Raw genomic sequence first — 20,902 nt, forward strand, 5'->3', positions numbered from 1 at the left:
GGGTCAGATGCATGAAAATGCACTGGCCGCGCGGTTTGTCATGGGAAAACTGGCGGATCGCCTCGAAGAAGGGCAGACCTTCGATGTCACCCACGGTGCCACCGATTTCGCAGAGCATGAAATCAACCTCATCATCGCCAATTGCGATGAAGTCTTTGATTTCATTGGTCACATGCGGGATCACCTGAATGGTTTTGCCCAGATAATCGCCGCGGCGTTCTTTCTCCAGCACGGTGGAGTAGATGCGGCCCGACGAGACGGAATCAGTCTTGCGGGCAGACACCCCTGTGAAGCGTTCGTAATGGCCCAGATCCAGATCGGTCTCGGCGCCGTCATCGGTGACAAAAACCTCGCCATGCTCGAACGGGCTCATCGTGCCGGGATCTACGTTCAGATAGGGATCAAGCTTGCGCAGGCGCACGGAAAAGCCACGGGCTTGCAACAAAGAACCAAGCGCGGCAGAGGCGAGACCTTTGCCAAGGGAGGACACAACGCCGCCGGTAATAAAGATAAATCTGGCCATGTGCATAGCGCTCCCGTGAGGACCAAACTGCGCGAAGTGGGCTGCGCAAAAGGGGTCAAATTTCATGTGGTCAGCATCGCTCGAATGCCGATACTCACGGGATTTGAGCGTTACAGGATTTGTCTAAGATTCGCAAGGCAGCCGCTAGATGATGTTGCGGCAGCCTTAACGCTATCAAAAGCTGGTAGAATTAGTCGGCGCGTGGCACCAGCGGTGCATTGTCATCCGCGCTTGGTGGCAGCAGATCAGTGCCTTCACCCAAACCAGAGGCAGGTGCCGTTTCTTCTGCCGCCGCTGGCGCATCGCCAAGACGGTCCAGAACCGAGCTACCCGCAGATTTCTGCGCTGCAATGATTGTCAGCGTGATCGAGGTAATGATGAAGGCAATCGCCAAAATCCATGTCACCTTGCCAAGCGCAGTCGCTGCTGCGCGGCCAGACATAGCGCCGCCACCGCCGCCGCCCATTCCAAGCCCGCCCCCTTCGGAACGTTGCATCAGAACGACGCCGATCAATGACAAAGCCAAAAGGAGGTGAATGATCAGAACGACGTTTTCCATGGGTGCCTGCGCGTTAGTGGTACAGCGTGCTATCTAGGCAATCACAGCGTGCCGTGCAACCCGTCAATCAGGGCCAGAGCAGTCAAAATAGCTGGCGGCGATCTCAATGGGGAAATTCACTGAGCGCGCAATGAAGCAATGATTGTGAATGCGTCCATGGATTTCATCTGCAAGCGCAGTGTCGTTTCCGGGCAAAAGCCCGATCTTGGGCCGCAAAAGCGCGCGCACAAAACGCCCGGTTCCGTCAGGCAGGCTTTCGCCTGTGCCAACAGGATCATCGCGGTAGGAATGTATAGTGAGCCCTGCATCCGATGCCAGATGCAAAAACCACAACATATGACAGGAACTCAACGCCGCTATGAGCATGTCCTCGGGATTATATAGCGCAGGGTCACCGCCAAGCATTGGATCGTTGGAACATGCGATACCGGGTTTGCCCGCGCTCTCCAGCGTCCAATCACGGGTGTAGCTTTTGTAACTCGCGGTGCCGCGACCTGTATTGCCTGTCCAGCGGACTGTCGCGTCGAAATCATGCAGCTTACTCATCTACGTCATCCATATCTGCCTGCCCGGAAAGCGCGCGGCGAATGTGCGACCAGCTAAGACCGATTCCCAGCACCAGACTAAGCGCGATCAACCCTAACCACAGATTCACCGCCTGATTTTCCAGGCTAAGCCAGCCGAAATCATAAAGCACCCAAAGCAAAGCAGCGACCAGGGCAAGCACAAGCGCCATGCCAAATGGTCCGATAGAGCGCAGCGTCGCACGCATATAGATAATGTAACCAATAAGCAGGATCAGCCCGCTTAGAACGATCATGGGCAATTGATCGGCGTAATTGTTTACGGACCAACGCACCCAGTTAAACTGGGTCGGGTTGTAGGTTGCAGCAAGTAAAACAAAGGCAACAAGCCAGCGGATAGCGATACGGATCATGATAGGCCCTCTTGATGTTGCCCCATGCTTTGCGCATGCGCTGGCTGCTGTCCAGAGCCTAGGCGCAGGTTTTGAGCGGCCCTTCGGGGAGAGTTTATTTGGCAAAATGAAGCAAAGGCGCATGCATTTTAGGGGCGCTGCGGCGAAATAGGTGTTTCGCTTATCCGGGGCGCGGACTATACGGGCGCGGGTTTGACGCAATGGGAAAGGTCACTCGTATGGCAAATGTGGTTGTTGTCGGCGCTCAGTGGGGCGACGAAGGTAAAGGCAAGATTGTCGATTGGCTCTCTGAGCGGGCTGACGTGATCGCGCGTTTTCAAGGGGGCCATAACGCGGGCCACACGCTGGTGATTGACGGTGAAGTGTTCAAACTGAACGCGCTGCCCTCTGGCGTTGTGCGCGGCGGGAAATTGTCGGTGATCGGCAATGGCGTTGTTTTGGATCCTTGGCACCTGGTCAAAGAGATCGCGTCGATTGTGAAGCAAGGCGTTGAAATTACGCCTGAAACCTTGATGATTGCAGAAAATACGCCGCTTATCCTGCCAATCCATGGCGAGTTGGATCGCGCGCGTGAAGAGGCGGCGTCGAGCGGAACGAAGATCGGCACCACAGGGCGCGGCATCGGGCCAGCCTATGAAGACAAGGTCGGGCGCCGCTCTGTGCGCGTGGCCGATTTGGGCGATCTGGCAACGCTGGAAGCGCGCGTTGATCGCGCATTGCAGCACCATGATCCTTTGCGCAAAGGTCTTGGGATCGAGCCGATTGATCGCGACGCCTTGATCGCGCAGCTTGTCGAGATTGCGCCGGAGATTCTGAAATATGCCGCCCCTGTTTGGAAAGTGCTGAACGAGCGCAAGAAACGCGGCGAGCGGATATTGTTTGAAGGGGCGCAGGGCGCGCTGCTCGATATCGACTTTGGCACATACCCGTTTGTGACCTCGTCTAACGTGATTGCAGGGCAGGCGGCGACAGGCGTTGGCGTTGGTCCCGGCTCGATTGATTATGTTCTGGGCATCGTGAAAGCCTACACAACGCGTGTTGGCGAAGGCCCGTTTCCGACTGAATTGGACGACGATGACGGTCAGCGCCTTGGCGAGCGGGGCCGCGAATTTGGTACTGTCACGGGGCGCAAGCGTCGTTGTGGCTGGTTCGATGCCGCTTTGGTGCGCCAGACCTGTGCGACCTCGGGCGTGACTGGGATTTCCCTTACAAAGCTGGATGTTCTGGATGGATTCGAGACGTTGAAAATCTGCGTTGGTTACATGCTGGACGGCGCGCGCATTGACTATCTGCCGACGGCTGCGGACCATCAGACGCGCTGCACGCCGATCTATGAAGAAATGCCGGGCTGGAGCGAAAGCACTGAAGGTGCGCGTTCATGGGCGGATCTGCCTGCGAATGCGATCAAATATGTGCGCCGGATCGAAGAGTTGATTGATTGTCCTGCTGCGCTTGTTTCTACTTCGCCAGAACGCGAGGACACGATCCTTGTCACTGACCCGTTCGAGGACTGATGGCCCTGTCTTATAAAGCACGCCGCCGCTGGGCATTAATCATTTTGCTGCTTGGTATGCCGCTCTATATCCTGCTAGCGATTGGATTGGTTGCAGCAGCATTCAGCTATTTTGGCCGCCCGCCAATGTGGGCCGAATTTGCGATCTACGTCTTCTTGGGGGTGATCTGGGTCTTCCCGTTCAAGAAAGTCTTTATGGGGATCGGCCAAGCCGATCCTGATGCGTCACAAAACGATCGCTGATATAAAAATGGCGGCGGCTCCTGACAGGAAGCCGCCGCCGTTACTCGTACGTCACAAAGGTTAACCCGCAGCGCGTGCATCGGGCTTGAAGCTGATCCGGTCGGAAACGGTAAAGCGACCGCCGCTGATCTTCTCGATTTTGCCCTGACGCAGAAGCTGGCCGAACGAGCGCAGGCCGTCCTCTCGCGAGTAGTTTTCTTCTTGGACCATGCGCACCTTTGTCATCAACTGAGGCCGCGAGAATTGATCCTTGCCTTCGATATAAGCCATGTAGGCGGCAGCTGCTTCGAGCAGATCAGGAAGCTCTGTCGCACCCATTTCTTCAGCAAACTCTGCAAAACTTCCACCCTCTGGCGCTAGTTCTGAAGCGTGTTGCTGCGGGGCAGCGGCGGCATCCTCAACTTTGATACGGCGCGGGCGCACAGGCTGCGGCGTTTGCGAAGCTGCGACACTAGTGCTGGGCGCGGGTGTGTCAATGCGTTGCTCAGCCACAAGTTTGAGCGGAGGGCGCGCTGATGTGGATGTATTCAGCTCGTTGCTCAAACGGCGCACCGGGCGGCGCGGTTGAACAGCGCTCTCCAGATCGTCGCGATATTCCAGCGTATCATCAACCAGCTCTTCATTCGGTCTAGCTGATTTGTCCGCACGGGCCGCAGCAACGGCGGCGCGCAAATGACCAAGCGCGTTGCGGCGCTTTTTGCCATCGGGCTCTTCCAGTTCCGAGCTGGCCTGAGACATCAAGCGATCCATTTCCGCGTCCGGCGCGCTGGCCAGCTCTTCTGTGGCTCGAAGCGTTTGCTCGATCTGGCTCTCGTCTTGAACCTCTTCATAGGCGTCGTATTCGTCGTCGTAGTCCTCTTCCAGAACGGCTGCGGGCTCTTCTACGGGCAAGCCGGCCAATTCTGCTTCGACTGCGGCCAATTCGCGAGCCAGCTCATCTTCATCGTCAGCAGACAGGCTGCTGTTGTCGACGATGGGCTGCGCGTCAAGTTCCGCGCCTGGCGCGTTGTCGGCATCCTCGTCGATTTCTTCTTCAAGATCTCCGCTTGCAATAGCTGCTTCAAACTCTTTGCGCTTCATCTTGATGACGCGGGCGCGGATCGGGGCCTTGGCTGCTTCTGGCTCTGCGGCGATTTCTTCAATCGCTTGATCCAGAATCAGCGGCGCAGCTTCAGCTTCGGCTTCATCTGTATCGTCGATGTCTGCTGCAAGGCGGGACATGACGCCCGAAATCGTGTCCTCTGGCGAGGCTTCGGCTTTGACATCCTCCTCTAGCAAATCCTCTAGGTCCGTGTCGCCGGGCTGGCCTTGCATGATGTCATCAGCATGCTCGTCTTCCGAGAAATCAGCGACCTGTGCTGTCGGCGCAGGCTGTCCGACAACAGCGCGGATGCGTGCGAGTTTCGCAGCAACGGAATCACCGTCCTCTTGTTCTGCCTGCTTTGCCGCCGCTGCGGCAGCTTGCGCTTTGGCTTCGGCTTTTGCCTTCGCTTCGCGCTGGGCTTCTTCTTCTGCTGCGCGTTCGGCTTCAAGTTCGGCTTGTTCTTCAGCTGCGGCTGCTGCTTCCGCTTCCGCTTCCGCTTGCGCAGCAATACGCATAGCTTCCTCTTCGGCAGCTTTTTCTTCTGCAATGCGCGCGCGTTTGGCGGCGCGTTTCGCTTGGCGATCTGAGGCTTCGAGCGCGACACGCTCTTCTTCGGCGCGCGCTTCGATCTCGGCTTGTTCTGCAAGGCGGGCTTCTTCTGCTATACGGGCCTCCGCTTTTGCCGCCGCCTCTGCAAGGGCGTCTGCCTCGGCTTTTGCAAGCGCTTCTGCCTTGGCGCGTTCAATTGCGTCGGTATCATCGCGCGCATCAACCGTGGCCTGCGCCGCGTCTTGCGCTATTTCTGCATTCTCAGTGATTGGCGCATCCAGCAGTTCCGCGCTGGTGGCAGGCATGGTCGTGCGCAGCACGATTTTGCCACCGTCGCTATGCGCTTCCACGCGGCGCGAAACTTCGCGTTCGGCAATGCGGGCCAGCATTTCGGCGTCAGGAGTGGGTGGTTCCGCGCCAAAGTAACGGTCATCCGCAGCCAAATCGCGGAAATACTCGGCAATGGCTTTCATCGTTCCAAACGAATCGTCGAACCCTTCCAACGTACAGGAAAAAGTCCCGTATGAGACGGTGAGAACTTTGCTCGTATTTACCATGATCTACTCGCTTTACTTAATTTCAGCGTTGTTTGTAACTTACCCCTATGGGCCAAAGCGGCACGAATCTGTGACTCTGAGGGTATCATTTCGTGTTCCAAATGTGATCTGTTTCCCAAAAAGGTGTTAATTCCGCGTGATTTCTAAAATTGTTCTCAAATTGGAACCTATTACGTTGCTCGGCGGGGCTGAACTGCCCGAAGACGGGTTTTCGCGGGCACTTGCCTTGGCACCCACAGTGGTGGCGGCGGACGGCGGGGCTGCACATGCGGTGCAGCATGGCTGCATTCCCGAAGCCGTCATAGGAGATATGGATTCGCTTTCAGGCGAATTGAAGGCGTCCTTACCCGACAAGGCTATCCACACAATCGACGAACAAGACAGCACAGATTTCGAGAAATGCCTAATGCGTATAGGCGCGCCTGTTGTTCTCGGGCTTGGATTTCTGGGCGGGCGGCTGGATCATCAGCTTGCGGCGCTGCATACTCTTTTACGCTTTGCAGAACAGCGCTGCGTCTTGCTCGGGCACGATGAGTTGATCTTTCTTTGTCCGCCGAACCTTGATCTGCCTTTGGAAAAGGGGACACCTGTTTCGCTCTTTCCGATGTCCGCAGTGGTTGCGCGCGCGCAGGGCCTAAAATGGTCCTTTGATGCGCTCGATCTGGCCCCGGGGCAACGCATCGGCACGTCCAACGAGGCAACAGGCCCCCTACATCTTGAAACCGATGCACCGGGGTTGCTGTGCATATTGCCAGCATCCTGTCTTGAGGACGTTATGGGGGCGTTACTTGGTTCAACCGGCTCGTGGCCCGCTCGCGCATGACGATGTAAAGTCCTGACAAGATTGTTATCGCGATCCCGACCGCGGCAAGCGAATTGGGCAGCTCTTTGAAAACCAGCCAGCCGATGAAGGTCGCGAACGGAATTTCCAGATATTGCATCGGGGCCAGCGTGGCTGATGGCGCAAAGCGCAGCGACCATGTCATCAGTAGATGTGCAAAGGTGCCGATCACGCCGATCGTAATCAACATCACGCATTCGCCGCCAATAGGTGCTTTCATTTGAAAGAGCTCAATTTCGCTACCACGAAAAATCACCATGACCGGCAGTAAAATCGCAACCGCCATAAATCCGTTAACGCATTGCAGCCCAATCGGGTCAGTTTCCTTTGCGATCTGACGCGTCACGATCATGAAGAGCGAAAAGACGATGGCAACAACAAGCGGTAGCAAGGCCGGCCAGCCAACAGAGCTAAACGCAGGCTGTATTACAAGCAAGGTGCCCAGAAAGCCTACGCCGCAGGCAATGATACGGCGGATGCCAATCTCTTCCCTTAGAACATAGTGCCCTAACACGAGCATTATGAAGGGCATGACAAAAGCAATCGCCACAGCATCGGCAAGCGGCAGATAGCGCAAAGCGGTGAACATCGCGCCAATTCCAACGATGTGCAGCGCGGTGCGCAACCAAGCGAGCCTGAGAACACGACCAGACAAGCGCCAGTTTCGCCGCGTTGTCAGGACAATCGGAAACAACAACAGCCCCTGCACACCAAAGCGCGCGAGCAAAAGCACACCCAGCGGAACCGTTTGCCCGATGATCTTTGCCAATGCATCACCAAGCGGTGCAAGGACGCAAAATCCAAGCATCAACAATATGCCAAGCAGGGGGCGATCAGGTGTCATTGCTTCAGGCTATTGAGCGCTGTTTAGAAAGGCAAACTCGGTTCTGGGTGCCGTGGCGTCAGGTTTCGCCGTGCGCTCAAGGGAGAACGCATGAGCGCCGTGCTGCCGCTCAACAATTCGGAATATTAACGGCCAAGCCACCAAGCGAGGTTTCCTTATATTTTTCGCTCATATCCGCACCTGTCTGGCGCATGGTTTCGATGCAAGCATCCAAGGGCACCAAGTGCGTGCCATCCCCGCGCAGGGCAAGCGAGGCGGCAGATACCGCTTTGATCGCGCCAAGCCCGTTGCGTTCGATGCAGGGCACTTGCACCAGCCCTTTGACCGGATCACAGGTCATGCCCAAATGATGTTCCAGCGCGATTTCGGCAGCGTTCTCCACCTGCGCAGGGGTCCCGCCCAAGACCGCGCAAAGCCCCGCCGCCGCCATTGCCGCAGCGCTGCCGACTTCGGCCTGACATCCTGCTTCGGCACCAGAAATAGAGGCGTTGAACTTGACCAACCCGCCAATCGCGGCGGCGGTCAGCAGGAATTCCTCGACCTTGCTTTCCGTCGCGCCGGGCACATGATCCAGATAATAGCGGATCGTGGCGGGCACGACGCCAGCGGCCCCGTTGGTCGGGGCTGTCACCACCTGACCACCGGCGGCGTTCTCTTCATTGACCGCCATAGCATAGACGCTCATCCAATCGTTGATCGTATGCGGGGCGTTCAAGTTCATACCGCGTTCGGCTAGCAATGCATCATGGATCGCCTTGGCGCGGCGTTTTACCGATAGACCGCCGGGCAAGATGCCATCGTGGGTCAGCCCCTTGTCGATGCAGGCGTTCATCACCTGCCAGATGCGGGCCGTACCAGATCGCAGGCTTTCGGTGCAGCCACGCGAAATCTCATTCGCGCGTTTCATTTCCGCGATGCTTTTGCCAGCGGCCTTGGCCATCTCCAACATTTCTGCGGCAGTCTTGAACGGGAAGGGGACTGGCGCACCCTCATCGGTGTCTTTGCCAGCGGCCAATTCGGCCTCGGTCATAACAAATCCACCGCCAATGGAATAATAGGTTTCCTGTTTGATGACATCGCCTTGTGCGTCTGTTCCCATCAGGATCATGCCATTGGCATGGCCGGGCAGGTTCGGGCCGAAATCGAATTTCAGGTCTGTTCTGGGATCAAAGGCCAGCGTGCCAAGCCCTTCAGGCGACACGCTTTTCGTGCGCACAATCTCTGCGAAGGCTGCATCGGCCTTTGCTGCGTCATAGGTATCAGGCTGAAACCCAGCCAGGCCAAGAATTGTGGCGCGGTCGGTTGCGTGACCGACGCCCGTGAAAGCCAATGAGCCATGCAGCGATGCTCTCACACCCGCGAATTCAAAGGGCGATGCACGCAGATCATCCAGAAAGCGGGCGGCAGCCACCATGGGCCCCATCGTATGGGATGACGACGGGCCAATACCCACCTTGAACATATCAAAAACCGAAAGAAACATATAACGGTGCCGCCTTATTGCTGGACGTTTATAGGGCTCATCCCTGTTCTTTACGCTGAACAGCTGTGCTCGCGACGTTGAAAAGCGACATTCCGCTCTCGCGCCCCGTCCAAGCTGTGTTTATAAGGGCGCAAGCTGCCAAGGAGTCGAATGAACATGACCGGAGAATTGTCCCCCATTGATAAAGCAAAGTTCGTGGCCGCCAAGCGCGCTGCTGCTTTCGTAGAAGACGGAATGCGGGTGGGTCTTGGAACCGGATCGACCGCCGCATGGTTGGTGCGATGCCTTGGTGAAATGGTGCGCGACGATGGACTGCGCATTCGCGGCGTCCCGACATCGACCCGCACGGCGCAATTGGCGCGCGAGGTCGGTATCGAAGTTATTTCGCTCGACGAGGCCCGTTGGCTTGATGTCACTATCGACGGTGCGGACGAATTTGACGGTGATCTCAATCTCATCAAAGGCGGGGGCGGCGCGCTTTTGCAGGAAAAGATCGTAGCGACGGCCTCGGATCAGATGATCGTCATCGCCGATGCGGCCAAGGAAGTTGAGCACCTTGGTGCCTTTCCGCTACCTATCGAAGTGATCCCGTTTGGCTGGCAGACCACCCGTGCGCTTGTAGAAGAAACGCTGGTGTCTATGGATGTCTTGGGACGTCAAATCAGTCTGCGTATGAACGGGGATTCGCCCTTCATTACGGATGAGGGCAACCACATCCTTGATCTGAACCTCAAGCGCATTGGCAACGCGCGCCAGTTGGCGATGGTTATCAACCAGATGCCGGGCGTTGTCGAAAACGGCCTGTTCATCGACATTTGTGACGTGGTTGTGATCGGCCACGGGGATGGCAAGGTCGAGGTGCGTGACATAAATACAGGCACTGTGGAACATGATCGTTTGGACTTTGTCGAAAATGACAATTTGTTCACAGATCTGGCTGACTAAGCGCTCACGCGCCTGACTTTGGGAAATACACATGGCTTTTGACTACGACCTATTTGTGATCGGCGGCGGCTCTGGCGGCGTTCGGGCTGCGCGCGTTGCGGCGCAAGATACAGGCGCGCGCGTCGCACTGGCGGAAGAGGATCGCTATGGCGGCACCTGCGTCATTCGCGGCTGCGTGCCCAAAAAACTGATGGTGTTTGCCTCTGGCTATGGCGCACTGGCGGAAGATGCGCAGGCGTATGGTTGGGATGTGACGTCTAAAGGGTTCAGCTGGAAATCCTTCCAATCCAAGATGCACGCCGAACTGGACCGTCTTGAAGGTGTCTACCGTTCGCTGTTGAAAAATGCAGGTGTCGAAACTTTTGACAGCCGCGCGCGCATTGCCGATGCGCACACGGTCGAATTGGCAGACGGCACGCGCAAAACCGCCAAACATATTCTGATCGCGGTGGGCGGACGTCCGGTCAAGCCAGAGATTGCAGGTGCAGAGCTGGCGATCACGTCGAACGAGATTTTTCACTTGCCTGAACTGCCGAAGTCCATGCTGATTGTCGGTGGAGGTTATATCGCTTCTGAATTTGCAGGCGTGATGAACGGCATGGGCGTGGCCACAACGCAATTCTATCGCGGCGCGCAAATTCTGCGCGGCTTTGATGATGAAGCGCGCGGGCTGGTCTCTGAAGAAATGTGCCAACGCGGCGTTGATCTGCATCTGGGCACCAATGTTCTGGAAATGCGCCGCGAGGGCGAAGGCATCTGGATCAAAGCGACAAACGGCGATGAACGTGTGTTCGATCAGGTGATGTTCGCCACAGGACGCGCGCCGAATTCTGATGACATGGGTTTGGAAACAGTGGGTGTCGCGCTTGGGCGCAAGGGCGAAGTCATCGTTGATGATTACTCCCAGACAGCTGTCCCTTCGATCTATGCCGTGGGCGACGTGACCGATCGTGCAAACCTGACGCCGGTTGCGATCCGCGAAGGCATGGCCTTTGTAGAAACAGTGTTCAAAGGCAATCCAACCAAGCCGGATTACGATTTGATTCCGACCGCGATCTTTACGCAGCCTGAAATGGGCACTGTCGGCCTTTCCGAAGAGGACGCCGCAGCGCAGGAACCGATTGAAGTTTATTCGACCTCGTTCAAACCCATGCAGCAAAGCTTTGCAGGCCGGGCCGAGCGTGTCTTGATGAAATTGATTGTAAGCCAAGCGACACGTAAGGTGTTAGGATGCCATATCGTAGCGCCGGGGGCGGGTGAATTGATCCAGCTTGCGGGTATCGCGGTAAAGATGGGCGCAACAAAAGAAGACTTCGATCGCACGGTTGCGGTTCATCCAACAATGTCCGAAGAACTGGTCACAATGAAAACACCGACCCGCACGGGTTGAAATTCTGACAATCCTGACCAGTTTACTCTGTAAGGACTGTCCAACGAAGATAATTGAGGGGAAATAGCTTAGATGGCTGGTAACAACGGCGGCCCATGGGGCGGCGGTGGCAACAATGGGTCAGGCGATGATAATCGTGGCTCTGGTAATAACGGTGGCGGTCGTCGTCCTGAAGGGGACGGACCACAGATCCCCGAAATCGACGAGCTCATGAAAAAAGGCCAAGAACAACTGCGCGTCCTGATGGGCGGTCGCGGTGGCGGAAATGGCGCTAACGGCTCTGGTCAGGGCGGCCCTGCGTTCACACGCGGAACGGTCGGTCTTGGTGTGTTGGCTGCGGTCGTGCTTTGGGGCATGGCCAGCTTTTACACGGTAAAGCCGGAAGAGCAGTCTGTTGAACTCTTCTTGGGCAAGTATTCCGCGACAGGTCAGCCTGGCCTGAACTTCGCACCTTGGCCTGTCGTGACGGCGGAAGTTATTCCCGTGACGCGCGAGCAAACCGAAGATATCGGCGTTGGCGCGCGTGGCTCCGAAGCGGGTCTGATGCTAACGGGCGATGAAAACATCGTGGACATTGATTTTCAGGTTGTCTGGAACATCAACGATCCTGCGAAATTCCTGTTCAACCTGCGTGATCCAAAGATGACAATTCGCGCCGTGTCTGAATCGGCCATGCGCGAAATCATCGCGCAGTCTGAACTTGCGCCAATTCTGAACCGTGACCGTGCAAGCATTGCCGAACGCTTGAGCGATCTGATCCAGAACACGCTTGATAGCTATGATTCAGGCATGAACGTGATCCGCGTCAACTTTGACAAAGCCGATCCGCCCCAGCAGGTCATCGACAGCTTCCGTGAGGTCCAAGCGGCCGAGCAGGAGCGCGACAAGCTTGAAAAGCAAGCGGACGCCTATGCGAACCGTATTGTGGCCGAAGCGCGCGGTGAAGCTGCGCAGGTCCTTGAAGAAGCCGAAGGCTATCGTGCCCGCGTTGTTAACGAAGCAAAGGGTGAGGCGTCCCGCTTTACCGCTGTTCTTGCCGAGTATCAAAAAGCCCCTGAAGTGACCCGCAAGCGTCTCTATCTGGAAACGATGCAGGAAGTGCTGGGACGCGTTGACAAAATCATCTTGGATAGCAATTCCGAAGGTGGCCAAGGCGTCGTTCCCTATCTGCCGCTCAATGAGCTGCGTAAAAACTCTGGAGGGAGCAACTGATGCGTAAAACAACGTACCTGCTACCGATTGTCGTGATCGCGATTGCTGCGATCTTGTCATCCGTCTTCATTGTGGACGAGCGTGAAAAGGCGCTGGTTCTGCAATTCGGCCGCGTCGTCGATATCAAGGAAGAGCCCGGTCTTGCGTTCAAAATCCCGCTTATTCAAGAGGTTGTGCGCTATGATGACCGTATCCTAAGCCGCGACATCGACCCGCTCGAAGTCACGCCTCTGGATGATCGTCGTCTCGTGGTTGACGCCTTCGCGCGGTATCGTATCGCGGATGTAAACCAGTTCCGCCAAGCGGTTGGTGCAGGCGGTATTCCTGTCGCTGAAAACCGTTTGGACAGCATCTTGCGCTCTGAAACGCGTGAAATTCTGGGTTCGGTGTCATCGAACGATATCCTCAGCACGGACCGCGCAGCGCTGATGCTGCGCATTCGCAACGGCGCGATTTCCGAAGCGCGTGGCCTTGGCATTGAAGTCATCGACGTGCGCCTGAAACGTACCGATTTGCCGAACGCCAATCTTGAGTCCACTTTCGCACGTATGCGCGCCGAACGTGAACGTGAGGCAGCGGATGAAATCGCCCGTGGTAACGAAGCCGCGCAGCGTGTGCGCGCTTTGGCGGACAGAACGCAGGTTGAAATCGTGTCCGACGCCAAGCGTCAAAGCGAAATCACCCGTGGTGAAGCGGATGCCGAACGTAACGCAACCTTTGCAGCAGCCTATGGCGCGGATCAGGAGTTCTTTGAATTCTACCGCTCGCTTGAGGCCTATCGCGGCGCATTGGGTGCAAACAACTCAACCATGGTGCTCTCACCAGATAGTGACTTCTTTAACTATCTGAAGTCAGACACAAAGTCAGAGTAAGCCCATGATTGCCAACATCTTATTGGCAATCGGATTGGTCTGTATAATCGAGGGGCTGGTGTACGCACTGGCCCCTTCGCTTGTCGAAGACCTGCTCGAAGCCCTGCGAAACCTGTCTTTGGAAATGCGCCGCACCTTTGGTCTTTTGGTTGTGGTGTTGGGCGTGTGTATTGTTCTTGCTGCCCGCGCGCTCGGGGCGCTTTGACACATTTCGCGCATTTGTTCACGATATCTTCACATACGCTTGAAACACTGTAACGAGATTTGCGTTGCGTCCAAGGGCGCCTAAATAGAGAGTGAGCATCAAAACCAGTGTCATTCTTGATCTGGTAGAGACTCTGACCAAGAAGGAGGTCTTCTCACAATGTCGCAGGCACTCGCCCTCTCACAAACGCAGCAACGCGAATCCCGCAAATCGCTCCCGGTAGCTTTTGCTATGGGTCTTAGCGTCGTGTTTCTTTTGCTTCAAACCCTTAGCGCCGCTGCACGTGGTGCCCCCGAAAGCTTTGCCGATCTTGCAGAGAAAATCAGCCCGGCCGTGGTGAATATCACCACAACGACGACAGTCGCACGCAATACCGCGCCGCGCGGCGTCGTTCCCGAAGGCTCACCTTTCGAGGATTTCTTCCGCGAATTTCAGGATCGCAACAATGGTGGTGAGGGCAATAACAATCGCCCCCGCAAGTCATCTGCGCTTGGCTCCGGCTTTGTGATTTCCGAGGACGGCTATGTTGTCACAAACAACCACGTAATCGAAGGTGCCGACGAAATCCTGATCGAATTTTTCGAGGGTGCTGAACTGCCCGCGAAAGTAATCGGAACCGATCCCAACACAGACATCGCGTTGCTAAAGGTTGAAGCTGATACGCCGCTGGCATTCGTTAGCTTTGGTGATAGTGACATCTCGCGCGTTGGCGATTGGGTCATGGCGATGGGTAACCCATTGGGGCAGGGCTTTTCTGTCTCCGCGGGTATCGTTTCGGCACGCAACCGTGCGCTTAGCGGCTCTTATGATGACTACATCCAAACAGATGCGGCGATCAACCGTGGCAACTCTGGCGGTCCGTTGTTCAACATGGATGGTGACGTGGTCGGTGTGAATACAGCAATCCTGTCCCCCAATGGTGGTTCTATCGGTATCGGTTTTTCGATGGCATCCAATGTCGTTGTAAAGGTCGTAGATCAGCTCAAGGAATTCGGCGAAACCCGCCGTGGTTGGCTTGGCGTGCGTATTCAGGATGTGACCGAAGATGTTGCAGAAGCCATTGGCCTTGAAAAAGTAGCTGGTGCCTTGGTGACGGACGTTCCTGAAGGCCCCTCTGCGGAGGCAGGTATCAAAGCAGGCGACGTTATCATGAGCTTTGACGGTAAAGAAGTTGAAGACACACGCTCGCTGGTGCGCACAGTTGGAAACACAGAGGTTGGCAAAGCCGTACGCGTCGTAGTTTTCCGTGAAGGTAAAACACAAACGCTCAAGGTCACCCTTGGACGCCGCGAAGAAGCAGAAAACGCTGTTCCAGCCTCCCAGCCTGCAACACCGCAAGAGCCTGCCAAGACAGATATTCTTGGCATGACGGTTTCGGAAATCACGGATGAATTGCGCGAGCAGCTTGATCTGGCCGATGGTGCAAGCGGTCTTGTCGTTCAGGATGTCACCGAAACCAGCAAGGCCTATGAAAAAGGGTTGCGCGCTGGGGACGTCATCACGGAAGCGGGTCAGCAAAAACTGGCAAGCGTTGATGATCTGGACAAACAGATCGACGCCGCCCGCGAAGCAGGGCGCAAGTCCTTGTTGCTCTTGGTGCGTCGCGCGGGTGATCCTCGCTTTGTAGCCTTGGCACTGGACGAGGACTAAACGGCCCACTTTAACAGATATTTGGAAAACGCCCGGCTTTGTGTCGGGCGTTTTTTTATCCGTTGTCCAGATCGCCGTAGGCAATCAGCCCCAGCTTGCGCGCAGCCGCCAATGACAGGATCGAGCTATCAAGCCCTTGCTCTGCCTGATATTTGCGGATCGCAGCGCGGGTGCGCGGATCAATATAGCCAGTTACAGCCCCGCGATACTGCCCGCGTGCTTTTAGGGCGCGTTGGAGAGATGACACAAATTCGGGCGTCAATTCAGGTGCGCAGGGTGTTTCGAACCACAGTTCGCGACGTTCTTTTACGATCATCTGCGAGGTTTCGGTTTTGTAGACCGCAGGCGCGCTCAACGTGCCATCGGTGCGGATTTCAGCAGGCTGAAGTTGGATCTGATGGGTCACGGTTTCGACTTCGGCAGGTGTGACATGTTTGCCCCAACAACTGCCTTCTTGCGCGCCCGGCGGCGGCGTGGACGTCGTATAGACCAGATCAGGTTCTTCAAATGCAGCCTTTGTTACGACCTCATAAGGGGCTGCGCAAGCCGTCAGCAGACATAGCGTTACCACGCCGCTCGCGCGCCGGATCACCGCAAAACGCGGGAAATCGGGGGAGATGTGCTGCATTGCGCCTGTCTCACTGCTTGCCGCCTTACTGGCGATCTAAGCTCGACATTAATCGGTTTCCCCTCAAAGGAACAGTGCGAAGTTTTCAAATTATGCCGTCGCGACGCTGTGATCGCGATGTCGCAAATTGGACTGGCACGCGCGCGTCTCTAGCGCTAGGTAAATGAAAACGGCTTGGAAGGATAAAACAATGGCGAAGATCACCTACATTGAACACGGCGGAAAAGAGCATGTTGTTGACGTTGCAAATGGCATGACAGTCATGGAAGGCGCCCGCGATAACAATATTCCCGGCATCGAAGCCGACTGCGGCGGTGCCTGCGCGTGCTCCACATGCCACGTTTATGTAGATGCGGCTTGGGCTGACAAGCTGCCAGCCAAGGACGATATGGAAGTCGATATGCTCGATTTCGCATACGAACCTGACGAGGCGCGCTCGCGTCTGACCTGCCAGGTCAAGGTGACGGATGCGTTGGATGGCCTGATCGTTCACATGCCAGAAAAACAAATCTGATGCGGTTCGCTGCGCTGGCCGCCGTCGCACTTTGTGCCGCCAGCGCTGCGCAGGCCGGAATCAAAGAGGCGCGCTTTAGTGCGCCGACCACCCGTTACGATCATGGTGTCTTGGGCGATGCGATTGAATTCGGAACGCTTGTGCTAACAACGGACGCGGGGCGCAGTGTGACGCTCAAGCTTCCTGAAACGCGGGTGTTTGAAGATATCGCACCGCGCCTTGTGGACGTCGATCTGGACGGTGACAACGAGGTCGTTGTTATTGAGACAAGCATCGCAAAAGGCGCGCGGCTGTCGATTTATGACGAAAGCGGCCTAATTGCAGCGACGCCCTATATCGGCCAGACCCATCGTTGGCTGGCCCCGGTCGGGGCCGCTGATTTCGATGGGGATGGTTATATTGAGCTGGCCTATATTGATCGCCCGCATCTTGCCAGAACGCTGCGCATTTGGCGGTTCAAGGATGGCGCTCTCGAACATGTGCTCGATCAGGCAGGCCTCACCAATCACCGCATCGGGGATGCGCTGATTTCTGGCGGGGTCCGTCGATGCGGCACGCCAGAGATGATTAACATGAATTCGGATTGGTCGAAAATCATGTCATCTACTTTCGAAAACGGGCGTATTACCACGCAAGAGATCGGTCCCTACAAAGGTTACAGCTCAAGCCAAGAGGCGCTGCTTTGTAACTAATTCAGTGGCGCGCTTACAGGGCGCGCCAGCCGATATCGCGGCGAAAAAAACCGCCGGGCCAGTTGATCGCGTCGACCATGGCATAAGCCCGCTGATGCGCCTGTGCGAGCGTTGCGCCGCGCGCAGTGACATTCAAGACGCGCCCACCCGTGGCAACAATTGCGCCGTCACGCTCTGCGGTGCCCGCGTGGAACACCATGTTGAAACTGTCCTCAACCAACGCGTCCAGCCCGTTGATGACAGAGCCTTTTTCATAAGCTCCGGGATAGCCGTTCGCGGCCATGACAACCGTCATTGCGTGGTCATCTGCCCAGTTCACCCTGGTTTCGGCCAGTTCTGTGCGCGCGGTTGCCAGCATCAGATCCAGCGCCTGCCCACCAAGGCGCATCATCAACGCTTGGCATTCAGGATCGCCGAAGCGCGCGTTATATTCGACCAATCGGGGCGCGCCGTCTTTAATCATCAAGCCAGCATAAAGCACCCCCTGATAGGGCATGCCGCGTTTCGCCATTTCAGCAACGCATGGCTTAACGATCTGCTCCAAGGCAAGGTTCGCGATCTCGTCAGTTAGAACCGGGGCAGGGGAGTAAGCCCCCATGCCGCCCGTATTCGGGCCTGTATCGCCCTCGCCAACGCGCTTGTGATCCTGCGCGGTGCCGATCGGCAAAACGTTGGTTCCATCGCATAGAATAAAGAAGGAGGCTTCTTCGCCCTCCATAAATTCTTCGATCACCACCTCGGCGCCAGCGCCGCCAAAGGCACCGCCGAACATATCGTCAATTGCGTGCAAGGCCTCGTCCAGATCCATAGCGACAACAACGCCTTTGCCGGCGGCCAATCCGTCGGCTTTGACAACAATCGGCGCGCCCTGTTCGCGCACGTAGGCCTTTGCGCTTTGGGCATCAACGAAGTGGCCATAGCCTGCCGTCGGGGCCTGCGCGGCATCACAGATTTCTTTGGTAAAGGCTTTGGAGGCCTCAAGCTGCGCGGCGTCCTTGGACGGACCGAACACCAGAAAGCCAGCGGCGCGCAGATCATCAGAAACCCCCGCCGCAAGCGGGGCTTCGGGGCCGACGATGACAAAATCAATCGCTTCTGCCTCGGCAAAGGCGACAACAGCGCTGCCATCTTCAATGTCCAACGTCGCGCAATCCGCGATCTGCGCAATGCCCGCATTTCCGGGCGCGACGATCAGCTTGTCGCATTTCGGGTTCTGCATAACCGCCCATGCCAGCGAATGTTCGCGGCCCCCGCCACCAAGGATAAGAATATTCATGTCATTTACTCCCGCTGAGTGGCTTGGACTTCCTTGCCGCGCGTTCTAGTCTGCGCTCAAGCAATGCACAAGCGAGGCAGGATGTCTGATTTGATCGACGATCCCCGTGAGGGGGCCAATGAGCCGGAATTCACCGTTTCGGAGATATCCAATGCGGTGAAACGCACCATCGAAGGCACGTTCGATCACGTGCGCATCCGCGGCGAAGTGGGCCGCGTTGTGCATGCGCGCTCGGGGCATTTGTATTTCGACATAAAGGATGATCGCTCGGTCCTTGGTTGCACCGCTTGGAAAGGGCAGGTCGCGCGCCTGACCGTCATGCCCGAAGAGGGGATGGAGATAATAGCCACGGGTCGCCTGACCACGTTTCCGGGGCAATCCAAATATCAAATGAACGTGCAGGATGTTGCCGTTGCGGGCGAAGGCGCGCTGATGGCGATGCTGGAAAAGCGTAAAAAGAAACTGGCCGCGGAAGGGTTGTTCGATCCTACGCGCAAACAAGAAATCCCGTTCCTGCCCGAAGTTATCGGAGTCATTACCTCGCCCACGGGCGCTGTGATCCGCGATATTCTGCATCGTTTGCGCGATCGTTTCCCGCGCAAGGTTTTGATCTGGCCCGTTGCGGTGCAAGGCGAGCGCTGCGCACCCGAAGTGGCCCGTGCGATTGACGGGTTTAACGGATTTAGCAGCGGCGGTGCCTTGCCGCGCCCCGATCTCATCATCGTGGCGCGCGGCGGTGGCTCGATCGAGGATCTTTGGGGCTTTAACGAAGAAATCGTTGTGCGTGCGGCAGCCGCATCTCGCATTCCGCTGATTTCCGCTGTCGGGCACGAAACCGATACGACGCTCATCGACTTCGCCTCTGATTTGCGCGCGCCCACTCCGACGGCAGCGGCTGAACATGCGGTGCCCGTGCGTGCAGAACTCTTGGCGCGCCTTGAGGAAACGGAAAGCAGGCGGATCAGCGCGATGCGCATGGCGCTTAACTATCGCGGCGAAAAGCTGCGCGATCTCAGCCGTGCCTTGCCGCGCAGTGATGCGCTGATGGCGGGCGCACAACAACGCCTTGATCTGGCCGCCGCGCGCTTACCCAGCGCGCTGATCTCGCGGGTTGATCGCGGGCGCGCCAAACTAAGCGAAGCTGCCGGTGCGATGCGTCCGTCCTTGCTGCGCCGCACAATCCAGAATTCAGCGCAACGCGTGCTTGACCGCAGCGCGCGTTTGGCACCCGCGCTGGAACGTCGCCAAAGCGCCGCGCAAAACGATCTTGCGAAAGTCAGCGCCCGCTTTGAGGCCCTGTCGCTCGCGCCGCAGATCGAACGTCGCACGCAAGATTTCAACGCATTGATGCGCCGTTTCAAACAGGCAGCGGATGTCGCGCAAACGCAGCGCGCGCGCAAACTCGACGCGCTTGACCGTCTGCGTCTGACCCTTGGCTACAAGGCAACGCTGGCTCGCGGCTATGCCGTTGTGCGCGGCGCTGAAGGCGAGGTGTTGACCACGAAAAAGGCAGCAAAATCGCATCCTGCCCTCGATATCGAGTTTGCTGATGGCATCCTCAATCTGGGCACGGCCCGGGCAACGAAACCTGCAAAGGATGCAACGCCACAAGACGATCAAGGCACGCTTTTCTAGGCCCCCACATCAGGGCCCATGCAATACATCGGCTCGTCCGTTTGCTGGGCTTCATAAAGCTCGGTGCTTTGATCGCTGCCTAAAAAGGTTGCCTTTAACCCGCGCGCAGTCTTTTCAAAATGCCAGCATTGTGGATCAGGGCGATCCTCATAGACAAAGCAAATGGCACCATTGTCAGGATACCATTCGCCGGTTTTACAGCGTCCGTCCAGAAACGACCACTCCACTTTGCGATTGGGCAAATAGCGTTCCGCCCCATAGGCCGCGCCGCCCTCACTGAAGTAGAGCGTTCTACCATTTGTGTAAGCTTCAAAGGCACTCGCATCCATCGGCGCCGCTCCAAGCGGCGCGGCAAGAGCGATAACACAGGCAGTCAAAATAGCTCGCAACATATGCATTCCTTTGATTGGACCTTTAACTTGGGGCATCAGGCCTGCATTTTCAATCACGCGCCCCTTTCAAATCAAGGCAATCGGCTTTAGGTGAAAGCAATTAGCGGAGTTCTGCCCATGGCGTTTTTCAAAAAGCTTAAAGACAAACTGTTCAAATCCTCCTCCAAATTGGAAGAAGGGCTAGAAGCGATTGTCGAGGATGGCGGCGAGGAGGAACTCGCCTCAGAAACACCCGAAGTGAGCGAAGTGCTTGCGCCTGTTGCCCCCGTCGCCGAGGCCCTTCCAGAGCCAGAGCCAGAGCCAGAGCCAGAGCCAGAGCCAGAGCCAGAGCCAGAGCCAGAGCCAGAGCCAGAGCCAG

22 protein-coding genes and 1 pseudogene are annotated in these 20,902 nt (G+C 56.7%); 13 read left to right on the forward strand and 10 right to left on the reverse strand.

The features are described from left to right. The 4 genes from WBC85_RS16970 to WBC85_RS16985 all read right to left on the reverse strand — a co-directional run. On the reverse strand, nt 1–523 hold a 523-nt coding region (locus tag WBC85_RS16970), incomplete at its 3' end, for a CTP synthase (protein WP_424440120.1). Nucleotides 524–713: 190 nt separating this feature from the next. Next, entirely contained in the window at nt 714–1,082 is a 369-nt protein-coding gene (gene secG, locus WBC85_RS16975) for a preprotein translocase subunit SecG (RefSeq protein ID WP_424440123.1), read from the reverse strand. Nucleotides 1,083–1,145: 63 nt separating this feature from the next. Further along, nucleotides 1,146–1,628 (reverse strand): OsmC family protein, encoded by a 483-nt coding sequence (locus WBC85_RS16980; protein ID WP_424440126.1) that lies wholly within the window; start codon nt 1,626–1,628, stop codon nt 1,146–1,148. After that, nucleotides 1,621–2,019, reverse strand: a complete 399-nt coding sequence (locus tag WBC85_RS16985) for a DUF6524 family protein (protein WP_424440129.1) — start codon at nt 2,017–2,019, stop codon at nt 1,621–1,623. Before WBC85_RS16985 ends, WBC85_RS16980 begins: the two co-directional genes overlap by 8 nt. A 218-nt stretch (nt 2,020–2,237) precedes the next feature. On the opposite strand from WBC85_RS16985, the gene WBC85_RS16990 reads away from it, so the two are divergent. Further along, on the forward strand, nt 2,238–3,533 hold the full coding sequence (locus tag WBC85_RS16990) for an adenylosuccinate synthase (protein WP_424440132.1): 1,296 nt from the start codon (nt 2,238–2,240) through the stop codon (nt 3,531–3,533). Beyond that, complete coding sequence (locus WBC85_RS16995) at nt 3,533–3,775, forward strand: DUF2842 domain-containing protein (protein WP_424440135.1); 243 nt, start codon at nt 3,533–3,535, stop codon at nt 3,773–3,775. Before WBC85_RS16990 ends, WBC85_RS16995 begins: the two co-directional genes overlap by 1 nt. Before the next feature lie 60 nt (nt 3,776–3,835). On the opposite strand, the gene WBC85_RS17000 is transcribed toward WBC85_RS16995, so the two are convergent. Continuing rightward, nucleotides 3,836–5,965 carry a hypothetical protein gene (locus tag WBC85_RS17000; RefSeq protein ID WP_424440138.1) on the reverse strand — a complete coding sequence of 710 codons (2,130 nt, stop codon included), beginning with the start codon at nt 5,963–5,965 and terminating at the stop codon, nt 3,836–3,838. A gap of 136 nt (nt 5,966–6,101) precedes the next feature. Between WBC85_RS17000 and WBC85_RS17005 the strand changes: the two genes are divergently transcribed. After that, nucleotides 6,102–6,788 (forward strand): thiamine diphosphokinase, encoded by a 687-nt coding sequence (locus WBC85_RS17005; protein WP_424440141.1) that lies wholly within the window; start codon nt 6,102–6,104, stop codon nt 6,786–6,788. Here WBC85_RS17005 and WBC85_RS17010 read toward each other — a convergent pair. Both WBC85_RS17010 and WBC85_RS17015 read right to left on the reverse strand, forming a co-directional pair. Beyond that, on the reverse strand, nt 6,739–7,650 hold the full coding sequence (locus WBC85_RS17010) for a DMT family transporter (RefSeq protein WP_424440144.1): 912 nt from the start codon (nt 7,648–7,650) through the stop codon (nt 6,739–6,741). The two genes, WBC85_RS17005 and WBC85_RS17010, sit on opposite strands and share 50 nt — an antisense overlap. A gap of 109 nt (nt 7,651–7,759) precedes the next feature. Beyond that, complete coding sequence (locus tag WBC85_RS17015; RefSeq protein ID WP_424440147.1) at nt 7,760–9,133, reverse strand: L-serine ammonia-lyase; 1,374 nt, start codon at nt 9,131–9,133, stop codon at nt 7,760–7,762. A 156-nt stretch (nt 9,134–9,289) separates the two neighbouring features. Between WBC85_RS17015 and rpiA the strand changes: the two genes are divergently transcribed. From rpiA to WBC85_RS17045, 6 genes are all read left to right on the forward strand, one after another. Next, on the forward strand, nt 9,290–10,078 hold the full coding sequence (gene rpiA / locus WBC85_RS17020; protein ID WP_424440150.1) for a ribose-5-phosphate isomerase RpiA: 789 nt from the start codon (nt 9,290–9,292) through the stop codon (nt 10,076–10,078). A gap of 31 nt (nt 10,079–10,109) precedes the next feature. Further along, nucleotides 10,110–11,468, forward strand: coding sequence for a glutathione-disulfide reductase (gene gor, locus WBC85_RS17025; RefSeq protein ID WP_424440153.1), 1,359 nt, complete (start codon nt 10,110–10,112; stop codon nt 11,466–11,468). Between the two features lie 72 nt (nt 11,469–11,540). Continuing rightward, nucleotides 11,541–12,680: an FtsH protease activity modulator HflK gene (hflK, locus tag WBC85_RS17030; protein ID WP_424440156.1), complete on the forward strand. Its 1,140-nt coding sequence runs from the start codon at nt 11,541–11,543 to the stop codon at nt 12,678–12,680. Next, nucleotides 12,680–13,552: a protease modulator HflC gene (gene hflC, locus WBC85_RS17035; protein ID WP_424440159.1), complete on the forward strand. Its 873-nt coding sequence runs from the start codon at nt 12,680–12,682 to the stop codon at nt 13,550–13,552. Before hflK ends, hflC begins: the two co-directional genes overlap by 1 nt. A 4-nt stretch (nt 13,553–13,556) precedes the next feature. Further along, complete coding sequence (locus WBC85_RS17040; RefSeq protein ID WP_424440162.1) at nt 13,557–13,757, forward strand: DUF2065 domain-containing protein; 201 nt, start codon at nt 13,557–13,559, stop codon at nt 13,755–13,757. Nucleotides 13,758–13,916: 159 nt separating this feature from the next. Continuing rightward, a complete protein-coding gene (locus WBC85_RS17045; RefSeq protein WP_424440165.1) occupies nt 13,917–15,407 on the forward strand; it encodes a DegQ family serine endoprotease in 1,491 nt (496 codons plus the stop codon). 55 nt (nt 15,408–15,462) lie between these two features. On the opposite strand, the gene WBC85_RS17050 is transcribed toward WBC85_RS17045, so the two are convergent. Then, nucleotides 15,463–16,035, reverse strand: coding sequence for a peptidoglycan-binding domain-containing protein (locus WBC85_RS17050; protein ID WP_424440168.1), 573 nt, complete (start codon nt 16,033–16,035; stop codon nt 15,463–15,465). Nucleotides 16,036–16,225: 190 nt separating this feature from the next. On the opposite strand from WBC85_RS17050, the gene WBC85_RS17055 reads away from it, so the two are divergent. Beyond that, nucleotides 16,226–16,549, forward strand: coding sequence for a 2Fe-2S iron-sulfur cluster-binding protein (locus tag WBC85_RS17055; protein ID WP_424440171.1), 324 nt, complete (start codon nt 16,226–16,228; stop codon nt 16,547–16,549). Then, entirely contained in the window at nt 16,549–17,241 is a 693-nt protein-coding gene (locus WBC85_RS17060) for an FG-GAP repeat domain-containing protein (protein ID WP_424440179.1), read from the forward strand. Before WBC85_RS17055 ends, WBC85_RS17060 begins: the two co-directional genes overlap by 1 nt. Nucleotides 17,242–17,254: 13 nt before the next feature. On the opposite strand, the gene purD is transcribed toward WBC85_RS17060, so the two are convergent. Beyond that, a complete protein-coding gene (gene purD, locus WBC85_RS17065; protein WP_424440182.1) occupies nt 17,255–18,517 on the reverse strand; it encodes a phosphoribosylamine--glycine ligase in 1,263 nt (420 codons plus the stop codon). 81 nt (nt 18,518–18,598) lie between these two features. Between purD and xseA the strand changes: the two genes are divergently transcribed. Further along, nucleotides 18,599–20,152: an exodeoxyribonuclease VII large subunit gene (gene xseA, locus WBC85_RS17070; RefSeq protein ID WP_424440185.1), complete on the forward strand. Its 1,554-nt coding sequence runs from the start codon at nt 18,599–18,601 to the stop codon at nt 20,150–20,152. On the opposite strand, the gene WBC85_RS17075 is transcribed toward xseA, so the two are convergent. Next, nucleotides 20,149–20,544 carry a hypothetical protein gene (locus tag WBC85_RS17075; protein ID WP_424440188.1) on the reverse strand — a complete coding sequence of 132 codons (396 nt, stop codon included), beginning with the start codon at nt 20,542–20,544 and terminating at the stop codon, nt 20,149–20,151. The two genes, xseA and WBC85_RS17075, sit on opposite strands and share 4 nt — an antisense overlap. A 117-nt stretch (nt 20,545–20,661) precedes the next feature. Between WBC85_RS17075 and WBC85_RS17080 the strand changes: the two are divergent. Next, nucleotides 20,662–20,902: pseudogene (locus WBC85_RS17080) on the forward strand (signal recognition particle-docking protein FtsY); the annotation flags it as partial.

Origin of the sequence: Planktotalea sp., assembly GCF_049680325.1 — a bacterium.
Classification (GTDB): domain Bacteria; phylum Pseudomonadota; class Alphaproteobacteria; order Rhodobacterales; family Rhodobacteraceae; genus Planktotalea.